Origin of the sequence: Rhizobium sp. Pop5, from assembly GCF_024721175.1 — a bacterium.
Classification (GTDB): domain Bacteria; phylum Pseudomonadota; class Alphaproteobacteria; order Rhizobiales; family Rhizobiaceae; genus Rhizobium.
Map to the genome: position 1 here is coordinate 1,677,092 of NZ_CP099399.1, position 12,604 is coordinate 1,689,695.

Sequence of the window (12,604 nt, forward strand, 5' to 3'; positions counted from 1 at the left end):
GCGGCCTTTCTGTTTCGCAAGCTTCAGATAGCGCGCACTGTGCCGCCGCGACGGAGCGTATAGGCGACATCGAGATGGCGGGCAGGGGCGGCATTCTCCGCCATGTCGAGAAGCAGCGAGGCGGCCGTCGCCCCCATGCTGGCATCCGGCATCTCGATGGTGGTCAGCGGCGGGTCGATCAGCCGGCCGATGGCGATGCCGTCGAAGCCGGCGACCGAAATATCGCCTGGAACCGAGAGCCCATCGCGCTTCAGGGCGCCGATGACACCGAGCGCGAGAAGATCGTTGGAGGCGATGATCGCCGTCGGAGAAAGTGCGTTCATCACACCACTGAGATCGAGCTGGTCATAACCGTTGACGAAGGGGATCTGCACGGCATCGAGCGGAGCCAGCCCGTTTTCCGCGATGGCATCGAGATACCCCTGATAGCGAAGGCGCGCGCGGTCGGACGCGGCGAAATTGCCGGAGAGGAAGAGAATGCGGCGGTGGCCCATGCCGAGTAGGAAGGTGGTGATCTCGCGGCCGGCGCCTCGATTGTCGGCAGTGACCGCCGCCGGAAACTGCGCCGTCGGCAAGTTGTTGAGCAGGACGGTCGGCGGGAGCTTTGCAAGCAGCGCCTCGCTCGTCGATGGATCGCAGACGGTGAGGATCAGCCCGGTCGGGCGATCGTTCAGGAGTGCTGCAACCGCATCGGCCTCCCGCGCCGGATCGTAGTTCGATTGAGCGATCAAAACGCCATGGCCCGCCACCAGCATGCGGTTCTGAATGCTCGACAGCGACGAGGCGAAGACCGGATTGGTGATGCTGGGGATCAGCACGCCGACCACGGGCCTGCGCCCGAGCCGGCCGACGGAGGGGCCGGCCGCGCGATAACCGAGTTCAGCTGCGGCCCGCCGCACCTTACGCACCATCAGATCGCTCGCCGGCCCGTTGCGGTTGAGAACGCGGCTTGCGGTCGCCAGCGAACAGCCGGCGCGGAACGCGACCTGTTGCAATGTGGCCATGGAAGACACCTCCTGGTGACAGCATCAGGCGCGATCCCTTAGGCGCTTTCGATGACAGTGATCTGACACTCGGCCGCTGATCGGGGAGAGCGGCGATAACGGCAAGCCATTTCGGTTGAGCCCTGCGTCGAGATGAAACTGCCGTAACGTTAGGCATCTGCCAATCGGTTAGGGATCAAATCTGCCTTCATCCAATGTATTTCGCTTTGGACATGGCCGGCCCGTACATATTTGCCCATGCGAACCGGCATGTCCGCCTCGCTGAATGCTCCAGCGACCCTTGCGACAAAGCCTTCGTGGCGGCTCTTGTCCAGTGACGCAGCCAAATCCTCGAAAAGGCCGGCCCTGAACGGCCCGCGATAGAGTGTCGGCACGGCTATGATCAACAGTTCTTCGAACCGGAGCAGCGTCAGGTCCCATGGCTGGATCTCGTCGCCGTTGACCCATGCGAAACCGAGAAAATAAGAGGGGAGCGCGTCATAGGTGACGGAATGCCGGGCATACAAGTTTTCACCGACAATGCGTTCGTCCTCGGCAAGTTGAGGCGAGATACTCGACGCAAATGCTTTCAGCCAATCCCGCGACGGATGCCACGATGAATGGTCGTGTTTTCCCCATCCATTTTCTCCGTAACCAGAAGATCGGTGTCCACCAGTCCTTCAAGCGACGACATGATCCTGTCGTCGCTGGTCGCGCCGGGCGAGATAGGCAGATGGAAGGTGCGTCCTATTTCTTCATGCAGCAGCTATAGCTGGCGCTCTGTCACGCCAGCAAGGCAGGAATGATCCCCGAACTAAAAGTTAAACTGCCATATTCGATGCTGCCGACATCACTTCCCGCGGGGCGGGGCCGCCGAACATATGGCGGCCACCATCCTCGACTTCGGTGAAACACCAGCGCACGACGCCATCCCGATCGAGCAGGAATTCGCCGACAAGTTGACCGTGGCCGGTGGCGATCATCTGTGTGTCGTCCTCGGTGAATTCATAGCCATCAGCCTTGTCGAGATATTCCACCGCATCCATCACGCCCATCGGCGCTGGAAGCTCGCCCGGCATGTCGATTTGCATCGAGGATACAGTGCTCATGCTGACTTTGTGCGGCCAGTCGTTCTCGTTTTCCGTGAACTGAAGGTTCGGCAGGCCGAAGGCCTTGTGCGATACCCGTTCCGGGTCTGAAGCCGCCAGCAGATTGGGAAGCGGGTGGTAGCGGAAATAGAGGCGGGCGCGATCGATCGGCGTGTTGACGACGGTCAGGCTATCGATGCCTTTCTCCTGTAAGGCACCGGTGAGTTCGGCCATGGCGGCGATCTGCCGGCGACAGAAGGGGCAATGCAGTCCGCGGAACAACCCGACGAGCACCGGCTTCTGACCGCGAAAATCGTCAATGGCGATCTTGCCCTGGCGGGTGATCGCATCCAGCACCACGTTCGGCGCGCGATCTCCTGGCTGCAATGGTTTTCCTAGGTGGTTCTCCTGCATCTTTCATTCCTCCCTATATAGTCGATTCTTCTCATCGATCTCCTGCAGTCGTTGCAACAGGGACAGTCAGTCGAGGAACGGCAATACGACGAGCGTGGCTGGATCGAGGTTGTGGCGGATGCATACATCCTGTGCCAGCGTGAAATACCGTTCCGCCTCGTCTATGTCGTCATGCTCGAGGCTGAGTGTCGCGAGACCATCATAGCACGGAAAGAGCAATTGCGGCTCGTCAATTTCCTTCGCAACCTCAAGGGCTTCCTCGTAATACTTACGAGCTAGCTTCGGCTGCCCATGGCACTGATGAATCTGGGCGAGCACAATCAGCGGCACGGAGAGATGATCGCGCTGATCGAGCGCCCGGTCGATTTCGACGGCCTTTTCCGCCGCCGGCACGCCTTCGGCAGCGCAGCGATCGGTGAAAGTGCAGCAGGAGACTGCGAGATTGGCGAGAAGGCGCGCCTGGAAGCCGAGATCGCCGATACGGGTCGCCACTTCCAGTCCACGCCGGCAGATCCTGATGGCGTTGCCCGGATCGACGATCGTGTAGAGAACGCCGAGATTGGAGTAGGCGCGACAGGCGGCACTTTGCAGATCGGCCTTTTCGGCGACGGAAAGACTGTGTTCCACTTCCTGCACGGCATCGCGCCGCCGCCCGAGCCGCGCAAGTGCGGCACCCTTGGTGTTCAGCGCCTCCGCCATCGCTCGCGCTGCCTCCCGTCCGGCCTCGGTCGTTCCGTCGATCGGCAGCGTCTGCAGGCGTTGCAGCGCCTGCGTCGCCCAGTCGGCGGCAGCGGCCTGATCCCCCATGCGGAAGGCTAGATGACCGCGTTCCTGCAGAAGATGCGCATGCTCGACCGGCGCATCGATTGCCGCGATCAGTGCTTCGGCCTCGGCGCAATGTGTCTCCGCCTGATCGCGGCGCCCCGCATCGAGATGCAGGCGGCCGATCTTTCGCAGTATCCTCGCTGCGGCGATAGGGTCGTCCTTGGAGCGATGGATCGCAAGTGCGCGCTGGTAATGGCTCAAAGCAGCGTCGCGCAGGCCGGCCGGGCCGCAGAGATCGCCAAGGCGCTCCAGAAGAGCCGATTGCTCTGGCGTCACCTCCGCCTCGTTTGCAAAGGTAGCAAGCGCCTGGCGGTAAAGGCGCATCGCATCGTCATTGGCGTAGGTCTTGCGCGCCAAATCCCCCGCCGCCATCAGATAGGCTGCTCCCTTGGCTCTTTCGGTGGTCAGGCTGAAGTGGTGGCCGAGCAGCGCCAGTTGCTCGGGCCGGTCGGGAGAGGCGCCATATTGGCGTTCCAGAACCTGGCCGATCCGTCGATGAAGCTCCATGCGTCGTTGCAGCAGGAGATTATGGTAGATGACGTCATGCATCAGCGTCTGGCTGAATCGGTAGCCCGGCGATACAGCGGCGTCGGGGCCGCGCAGTTCCTCGATGATATTGGCGTCGCAGAGGTAATCCAATGCAGCATCGATGCCGGCCGGATCGGTGGCGACGGTGCGCAAGAGCGCGGTATCGAACTTCGGTCCCACCACCGCCGCCTCTTGCGCCGATCGTCTTATCTCCTGCGGCAGACGATCGACGCGGGCAAGCAGCAGCGCTTGCAGATTGACCGGGATATCGACATCCGTGTCTTCGGTCGCAACATGCCAGTGCTGACCGTCATGGTGCAACGTGCCCATGTCGATCAGTCCCCGAAGGATTTCTTCGATGAAAAGCGGATTGCCGCCGGCTCGATCGAGGATGCGCTTGCGCATCGAGACCGGCAGCTTGCCGTGAGCCTCGCCGAAAAAGGCTGCAAGCAGCTTCTGCCCGTCGGCTGCCATGAGCGGACCAAGGCGTTGCACGGTGACGCTGACACGATCGGAATTCAGCGGGTCGGTCTGCGATGTCGGCCGGTAGATCGCAAGCAGCATCAGCCGGCTGCGCTCCAGCCGGTCCATCATGAAGCGAAGCACTTCCAGCGAGGCGGCGTCCGCCCAATGCAGATCCTCTATGACGAGCAGCAGAGGGCCTTGCCCCAGCCGCCGCTCGAAGACGGTGCGGACCGCATAGAAGATCTGCCGCCGCAACTGCTCCGGCTCGATATGCCGCAACGCGCCGTCGGGATCACCGAGGCCGAGGACGTGCAGGAAGAGCGGTAGTAGCCCCTCGACATCCTCCTGTGTGAAATCCAACGCGCGAAACCCAGTCGACAGCAATTGCCGCGTCCTGTCGGGATCATCCCGCTCGCCCACGCCGTAGGCGCTGCGCACGACCGCGGCAAGCGTGCCATAGGATTGTTCGCCGAGGGGAGAGCAGGTGGCTTTGCGAATGGCGAGGCCCGGGAAGCGGCCGGCATTGCCGGCGATTGTCACGAATTCATTCGCCAGCCGTGATTTGCCGATGCCCGCTTCGCCAATCAGGCGAACAAGCTGTGCCGCGCCCCCGCAGGCAAGATCGAGGCATGTCAGCAACCGCGACAGCTCCGCATCCCGTCCGATCATCGGCGCTTGCAGGCCGAAATTTTCGAGCCCCCGCGCCGTATGCGGCGCTTCCAGGAGCCCTGTCAGTCGATGGACATGGACGTTGCCGCTTTTGCCCCGCAGCGTCTGTGCGCCGAGACTATCGAAGGCAAAGGCATGGCGGGTGAGGCGATAGGTCAGCGGCCCGACGAGGATGTCGTTTTCGCCGGCCATGGATTGCAGGCGCTGTGCCGTATTCACCGTGTCGCCGGTCACGGAATAGGACTTAGCGCCGACCGCACCGAAACCGCCGGTGACGACAGGGCCGCTGTTGATGCCGATATGCAGCCGCAGCGGCACGCGGGCGCGTGAATGCCAGCGCGTGCCGACCTCCGTGGCTCGATCGATCATGTCGAGCGCGGCGTTAAGCGCCCGGATCGGATCGTCCTCATGGGCCACCGGCGCGCCGAACAACGCCAGCAGCGCATCGCCGACGAACTTGTCGACGAAGCCCCCATAAGTCTCAACCGCCTGGGTCATTTCTTCGAACAATTCGTTCTGCAGCACCCGCATGACTTCGGGGTCGATCTGCTCGCTCAGGGTGGTGAAGCCGCAGAGATCGGCAAAGAGCACGGTCACCGGCCGCCGGTCCGCATCGCTATCTGATTTTTCCGGTGCAGCCACCTCGACAATTGGCTTCAGGACGGGCTGCGCCGTGCCGGCGAGCGACGTGCCGCATCGAGGGCAGAAAGCGAAATCGGGCTGACATGCGTAGCCGCAGCCGGCACATGAGAGCGGCTGCTTTGCGCCGCATCGCGGACAGAAAGCAAAACCGCTTTGAATATCGAAACCGCAGCCGGCGCACTCCATCGCACGCGTCTCACGAAGAGCCCACTTCGTTCGGCTGGTCAGCCGCTACTGGCAGGCTTCAAAAGCGAAGACAAGCATGAACCTGCTGCCACTTGCCTGCAAGCATTAAACAAGCGGCGGGGGCGACGTGACAGCGTTGAATGCGGGCTGCGAACGGGATCTGAAGCGGGACGTCAAACGGCGTCGCCTCGCCCTGAGAGAAACTGGCGAAATCGTTCGGACTTCGGCTGCGTGAAAAGCTCGGCAGGCGCGCCGGTTTCTTCGATGACACCCTTGTGAAGAAACACCACCTTATTGGAAACGTCGCGCGCAAACGCCATCTCGTGCGTCACGATCAGCATAGTGCGACCTTCTTCAGCAAGTGAGCGCATCACCTTCAGCACTTCGCCGACAAGTTCGGGGTCGAGGGCGGAGGTTGGCTCGTCGAACAGCATGACCTTCGGGCGCTGCGCGAGCGCGCGAGCGATCGCGGCGCGCTGTTGCTGCCCTCCGGACAGGTGGGCGGGATAGAAGTTTCGCTTGTCGGCGATACCGACCCGCTCAAGCAGGGCTTCGGCCTCCGCAATACATTCCGCGCGGTTGCGTTTCTGCACGTGCACCGGCGCTTCGATCAGGTTCTCCAGGATCGTCATGTGGGACCAAAGATTGAAACTCTGAAACACCATGCCGATGTGCTCGCGCATCCGATCGACTTGTCTGCGGTCGGCAGGTACCGTTCTGTGCCCTGATCGTTTCAGACCATATACCTCACCGCCGATACGGATCTCCCCGCTGTCGGGAACTTCGAGCATATTGAGACATCTGAGCATCGTCGATTTGCCCGATCCGGACGAACCGAGAATGGAAACCACATCGCCCTCGTGCGCTTCGAACGAAACGCCCTTCAAGACTTCCAGCGGGCCAAAGCATTTCCGAAGATCTTTGACTGAAACGGCAGCGTTTTTGTCTTTGTTGTCGCTAGCCGAAAATGTTCCCCTGCCAGACATGCATACTCCCATCTAAGATTGCAACCGCATGCGCATGTGCGGCGAAAGCCAAAATTCGACCAGCAAGAGCATGCGCGTCACGATAAAATTGATTGCGAGGTAGATCGCCCCCGCGACGATGAAGATCTCGAAGGCGCGGAAGCTGTCGGCGATCAACTTTCCGGCCAGGCCGGTGACTTCCATGATCGTGATGACGGACGCGAGCGCCGTCGCCTTGAGCATCAGGATGATCTCGTTGCCATAGGCCGGCAGCGCATGCCTGATGGCGATCGGAAGGATGATCCGTCTGAAGAGCAGAACGCCCGACATCCCGCAGGCGCGTGCCGCCTCGATCTCCTGGCTGGAGACGGCCCTGAGGCCACCGCGGAAAATTTCGCTGCAGTAGGCGGCCGTGTTCAGAGTAAGCGCCAGCACCGCACACCAATAGGGCTCGCGAAAGAACCACCAGAGCCCGAGGTCTTGCAACCCGTGCCGAAACTGGCCGAGGCCATAATAGATCAGGAACATTTGGACGAGCAGAGGCGAACCTCTGAAGACGAAGACGTAGGCACCGGCTATGTTTCGTCCCATCGCACCGCCGGTCACCGCCAGCAGCGAGATCGCAAGCGCCAGGATGCTGCCTGCCAGGATGGAGGTGACCGCAAGCTCGAGGGTTAGCGGCACACCGGTCAGAAGCGTGAGAAACGTATCCCACATGAAGCCGATATCCGTCATAGCGCTCTCCTCACGCCTTGGGTCGTTCGAGCTTCCATTCGTTTGAACACAATCGAGGAGAACCAGGTTACGACGAGGTAGAGAATGACCGCCGACAGGTAGAACTCGAAGGGCCGGCGAGTGGAGCCGGCGGCGATCTGCGACTGGCGCAGTAGTTCGACGAGGCCCGTGACGGAGATCAATGCCGACTCCTTCAGCACGAGTTGCCAGGTGTTTCCAAGGCCGGGAATGGCGTAACGAAGGACGAGCGGCGCGACGATACGCCTGAATTTGGGCCACGGCCGCATGCCGACGGCGCTGGCGGCTTCGATTTCGCCGCGCGCAACCGATCTGTAGGCTCCGCGAAATACTTCGGCCTGATAGGCCGCCGAAACCACGCCAAGCGCTAGCGTCCCGGTCAAAAAGGCCGGCATTCCGATAAAACCTTGATACCCGAAAAGGCCGCCGACAGTCCCGAGGAAGGCGCTGCCGCCGAAATAGAAGAGGTAGATGACCAGAAGGTCAGGCACGCCGCGAAGGACGGTCGTGTAGCAGTCGGCAAGCCAGCGGAGTCCCATGTGGCGGGACAGCTGCATGAAGGTGACGACCGAGCCGATCACCGTTCCAGCCAGAAAGCCGCAGACGGATACTCCGATCGTCATGGCCGCCGCGGTCAGAAGCAGCCACCCCCAACCGGTCGGTCCGAAACCGATGAGAGTCAGGTAACTACCAATAAATGCCATGCGTGGACCTCTTGATGACCGATCAGGGTTGCTTCACTCGGCAGCGCGCCGGTGCGCCCAAATGCGCTGAAGCTTCGACATGTTCTTGAGCGAGCTTTGGACATGCGCGCGAGCTGCGATCGCGGCAGCCTCCTTATCGCGTGCGCAGATGGCGTCCGCGATTGCCCGATGCTCGTCGAGATCGGTGTGCTCCAGGTCAACCCAAAGCACCTCGAGCCAAAGCGCCAGGCGAAGCTGCTGGTAAATTTGATCCGTCGCCCTCACGAGGGCCTCGTTTCGGGTCGATTCGACGATCACCCGATGGATGTGCAGTCCAAGATCGAGATTGCGCGCGGCGTCCGACGGCGCCTCGTTGGTCGTTTCCTTGAGTTCCACCATCTGGACGATGACGCCGCGAAGCCGATCGAGGTCTTCCTCGGTCGCCATCTCGCAGGCGAGCTGCGCCGCGCAAACATCGAGCGCTTCGCGAACGACCAGGAGATTGCAGAATTTGGTGACGTCGAGATCGGTCACCGTGTAACCGAAATTCCGCTGCCCGACGACAAGCCCTTCCTCTTCGAGCTTCATCAGCGCTTCGCGCAGCGGCGTTCGGCTGACGCCGAAGCGTTTGGCAAGCGTCACTTCAGAAAGGCGCTCCGAGGGGCGAAGTTGGCCGCTGAGAATCAGGTCCTTCAATTGCGCATAAGTGCTCTCGCGCAACGATCCCCGCTGTTCCGTTTTGGTCGCTGCCAATCAATTCCCCTTCCATCTCTGGTCCATTCACCGGGTCCCGGCGAACTCACCATAACGTTTTTCCTCTTGCCCGATCAAGAAGAATACGATTATGTATACAATGTTGGCGACAACAAGCAATGGCTCTTTGTCCGCTTTTTGATCGCGGCCTGATGGGGCGGAACATATGGAGGTCCGATGTCGGAGATTCTCAGTCTGGACGAATTGCGGAAGCGCTATTTGAATGCTTCGGGCGGTGAAATGTTCGATGAGGAGTTTCGAAAAGTTGCCGAACTGGTCTTTGGGGACGGCGATAGCCGTCAGGCGCCCTATTGCGGCCTTCCAACATTGTTGAAGGCCCCGTATCGTCCCGATGCCGCACCCGATTTCACCGATATTGACATCGCGCTTTTCGGAATTCCCATGGATCTCGGGGTAACGAACCGATCGGGTGCGCGGTTCGGACCGAGAGCTCTACGCAACGTCGATCGCGTTGGTCCCTACAATCATGTTCTGCGAGCCGTCCCGACTGCAAATGCACGCGTTGCCGACGTGGGTGACGTCCCATTCAAAAGCCGTTTTGATCTTGCTGCGTCTCACCAGGATATCGAACGATTTGTCCACCGCTTGATAGGAGCTGGAGTCGTGCCCCTGGCGGTGGGCGGCGACCATTCGGTCAGCCTTCCCATCCTCAGGGCTGTCGGCAGGCATCGGCCGGTGGGGATGATCCACATCGATGCGCATTGCGATACGGGCGGTTCATTTGAGGGCTGCAAATTCCATCATGGTGGACCGTTCCGCCAGGCGGTTCTCGACGGCGTGCTTGATCCCAGGCGGACGATCCAGATCGGAATTCGAGGAAACTCCGAGTATCTGTGGGAATTCTCCTATGCATCGGGCATGACCGTCATCCATGCAGAAGAAGTCGGCGATCTCGGCATCAGCGGCGTGATCGCAAAGGCGAGAGAAATCGCCGGATCAGGCCCTACCTACGTCAGCTTCGATGTCGATTCTCTTGATCCGGCATTTGCGCCCGGCACCGGAACACCGGAGGTCGGTGGGCTGACATCCGCCCAGGCGCTTGGAATTCTGCGCGGTCTTTCAGGTTTGAACATCGTCGGTGGCGACGTCGTGGAGATCGCTCCGCAATACGACCCTACCTCGAACACGGCGCAAATTGCCGCTCAGGTCTTATTCGAACTCCTCTGCCTTGCGGCCGAGGCAATCAAGGTTCGCGCGTCCTAGCAAATCGCCGGATGCGCGGAGTCTGCAACAGCCTTGCCTTGGGAAAAGGGCAGGGCGCTACAAAAAGGGGAATACCAATATGCAACTATCCAAACTTTTGCTGACGTCCGCTCTGCTTGGCGTGCTGTCGGCTGGCGTTGCCGTCGCTGAGACAAAACCGACGGAAATCACCATTGCAACCGAGGGCGCATACGAGCCCTGGAATTTCACCGGCCCCGACGGCAAGCTCGCAGGCTTCGAGATCGATCTCGCCAACGACCTCTGCGCTCGCATGAAGATCAAGTGCACCATCGTCGCCCAGGATTGGGACGGGCTGATTCCATCGCTCACTGCGAAGAAGTTCGACGCCATCATGGCGTCGATGATCGTTACCGAAAAGCGTCTTGCCGTCATCTCGTTCAGCAAGCCCTATGCTTCGACGGCGGCCGCCTTCATGGTCGATAAAACTGGCCCTCTCGCAGATCTGCCGGGAACCGGAACGACGGTCGACCTCGCCGGCGACAAGGCGAAGGTCGAGCAGGAATTGCAGCCGCTTCGAGACGCCCTGAAGGGCAAAGCCGTGGGCGCCCAGGTGTCGACGGCCAACACTGCGTTTCTCGATACCTATTTCAAGGGCGTCGTCGATCCGAGGGAATACAAGACTGTCGAACAACATGACCTCGACCTTCAGGCCGGTCGTATCGACGCCGTCGTTGCCCAGAAGACGTCACTGAATGCAACGCTCGGCAAGGAAGACTTCAAAGACTACAAGATCGCCGGACCGACCTTCAAAGGCGGGGTCTTCGGACAGGGCATCGCGGCGGGCCTCCGCAAGGACGATACCGTCCTGAAGTCGATGTTCGATGCGGCGATCGAAGCTGCCGAAGCGGACGGCACGATCAACAAACTCGCACAGAAGTGGATGAAGACGACGCTTGATTGATCAAGCGGCAGCGCTCGCATTTCGGCAGCGATTGGCAGCCGGCGCACCGAGAGGTCGCGCCGGCTGACCGGCCCAGCGTCGCCATCGAAACACACCCATCATTTGGAGAACCACTGTGACCATCCTTCTCAATTCCCTCGAATCCCGCGACGCCGCCTTCGTTCTTCATCCCTACACAAACGCTTCGCAGCATTTGAAGGACGGCCCGCTGGTGATTGCCAAGGGCGAGGGGATCCACATCATCGACAGCGACGGCAATAAATATATCGAGGGGCTTGGCGGGCTATTTTGTGCCTCGCTGGGTTTCAGCGAGCAAAGGCTGGTAGATGCAGCAACCCGCCAGATGAAGGAATTGCCCTTCTATCACAGCTTCGGCGGCAAGACGCATGAGACCGCGGTCGAGCTTGCCGACCGGCTCATCCAGCTTTCACCGGTGCCAATGTCGAAGGTGTTCTTCGCCAATTCGGGTTCCGAGGCCAACGACACGGCCATGAAGCTTGTCTGGTATTATCACAATGCCATCGGCAAGCCGGAAAAGAAGAAAATCATCTCGCGGATGCGGGCCTACCACGGCGTGACGATCGCTTCGGCCAGCCTGACGGGCCTTCCCAACAACCATCGCGATTTCGATCTGCCCATCGACCGGGTGCTGCATACGGATTGCCCGGAATTTTATCGGTACGGCCGCCCGGACGAAACGGAAGAAGAGTTTGCGACACGCTGTGCAGATTCGCTCGAACAGATGATCCTCGCCGAGGGACCTGAAACCATCGGTGCATTTTTCGCCGAGCCGTTGATGGCATCAGGCGGCTGCATCGTCCCGCCGCCGACCTATTACGAGAAGATCCAGGCAATCCTCAAGAAATACGACGTGCTGCTGATCGCAGATGAGGTCATCTGCGGCTTCGGCAGACTCGGCACTATGTTCGGCTCCGAAAGCTTCGGGCTTCAGCCGGATATGATCGTCATGGCAAAACAGCTTTCGGCCGCCTATCAGCCGATATCCGCATTGATGATCAATGAAAGGGTCCATTCCGCAGTCGTTGCCGAGAGCGAGAAAATCGGAACATTCGGACATGGTTTCACCTATAGCGGCCATCCCGTTGCAACCGCCGTCGCTTTGGAAACCTTGAAAATCTATGAGGAGCGCGACATTGTCGGTCACGTCAGGGATGTCGCCCCGGTATTCCAGAGGCGGTTGAAGGAGCTTGGCGACCATCCGCTCGTTGGGAACGCCCGCGGCCGCGGCCTCATCGGGACCCTCGAACTGGTTCGCAACAAGGAAACCAAAGAGCCGTTCAAGCCAACGGACGGCATTGCCATTCACGCAGGCAAGCAGGCCCAGGTCCACGGCGTCATCACGCGCGCCCTTGGCGACAACTACTCGCTTTGCCCGCCGCTCATCATTACCGAAGCACAGATCAACGAATTGTTCGACCGCTCCGCCCGTGCGTTGGATGACACTTACACATGGGCCAGGGCGACCGGCCTCTACTGAGCAAGG

General features: G+C 60.5%; 11 protein-coding genes. 3 read left to right on the top strand and 8 right to left on the bottom strand.

The features are described 5' to 3' along the window. Window positions 1–23: 23 nt before the first annotated feature. The 8 genes from NE852_RS10495 to NE852_RS10530 all read right to left on the bottom strand — a co-directional run bounded on the left by NE852_RS10495 (window position 24) and on the right by NE852_RS10530 (window position 8,954). Window positions 24–1,004 (bottom strand): substrate-binding domain-containing protein, encoded by a 981-nt coding sequence (locus NE852_RS10495; protein WP_258156493.1) that lies wholly within the window; start codon window positions 1,002–1,004, stop codon window positions 24–26. A gap of 149 nt (window positions 1,005–1,153) precedes the next feature. Then, window positions 1,154–1,576: an RNA ligase family protein gene (locus NE852_RS10500; protein WP_308821739.1), complete on the bottom strand. Its 423-nt coding sequence runs from the start codon at window positions 1,574–1,576 to the stop codon at window positions 1,154–1,156. A 228-nt stretch (window positions 1,577–1,804) separates the two neighbouring features. Further along, complete coding sequence (locus NE852_RS10505; RefSeq protein ID WP_008526430.1) at window positions 1,805–2,485, bottom strand: peroxiredoxin-like family protein; 681 nt, start codon at window positions 2,483–2,485, stop codon at window positions 1,805–1,807. Between the two features lie 66 nt (window positions 2,486–2,551). Beyond that, on the bottom strand, window positions 2,552–5,800 hold the full coding sequence (locus tag NE852_RS10510) for an adenylate/guanylate cyclase domain-containing protein (protein WP_258156494.1): 3,249 nt from the start codon (window positions 5,798–5,800) through the stop codon (window positions 2,552–2,554). A 173-nt stretch (window positions 5,801–5,973) separates the two neighbouring features. Further along, on the bottom strand, window positions 5,974–6,786 hold the full coding sequence (locus tag NE852_RS10515) for an ABC transporter ATP-binding protein (RefSeq protein WP_258156495.1): 813 nt from the start codon (window positions 6,784–6,786) through the stop codon (window positions 5,974–5,976). 12 nt (window positions 6,787–6,798) lie between these two features. Next, complete coding sequence (locus NE852_RS10520) at window positions 6,799–7,500, bottom strand: ABC transporter permease (RefSeq protein WP_008526404.1); 702 nt, start codon at window positions 7,498–7,500, stop codon at window positions 6,799–6,801. Continuing rightward, entirely contained in the window at window positions 7,497–8,222 is a 726-nt protein-coding gene (locus NE852_RS10525; protein ID WP_008526401.1) for an ABC transporter permease, read from the bottom strand. Before NE852_RS10525 ends, NE852_RS10520 begins: the two co-directional genes overlap by 4 nt. A gap of 33 nt (window positions 8,223–8,255) precedes the next feature. Next, window positions 8,256–8,954, bottom strand: a complete 699-nt coding sequence (locus NE852_RS10530) for a GntR family transcriptional regulator (protein ID WP_258156496.1) — start codon at window positions 8,952–8,954, stop codon at window positions 8,256–8,258. 177 nt (window positions 8,955–9,131) lie between these two features. Here NE852_RS10530 and speB point away from each other — a divergent pair, with 177 nt between their 5' ends. From speB to NE852_RS10545, 3 genes are all read left to right on the top strand, one after another. Continuing rightward, the gene (gene speB / locus NE852_RS10535) at window positions 9,132–10,178 is read left to right on the top strand and encodes an agmatinase (protein WP_008526390.1); all 1,047 of its coding nucleotides are present in this window, start codon (window positions 9,132–9,134) and stop codon (window positions 10,176–10,178) included. 79 nt (window positions 10,179–10,257) lie between these two features. Then, complete coding sequence (locus NE852_RS10540) at window positions 10,258–11,100, top strand: transporter substrate-binding domain-containing protein (RefSeq protein WP_008526389.1); 843 nt, start codon at window positions 10,258–10,260, stop codon at window positions 11,098–11,100. Between the two features lie 115 nt (window positions 11,101–11,215). Beyond that, window positions 11,216–12,598 (top strand): aspartate aminotransferase family protein, encoded by a 1,383-nt coding sequence (locus tag NE852_RS10545; protein ID WP_258156497.1) that lies wholly within the window; start codon window positions 11,216–11,218, stop codon window positions 12,596–12,598. Window positions 12,599–12,604: the final 6 nt, after the last annotated feature.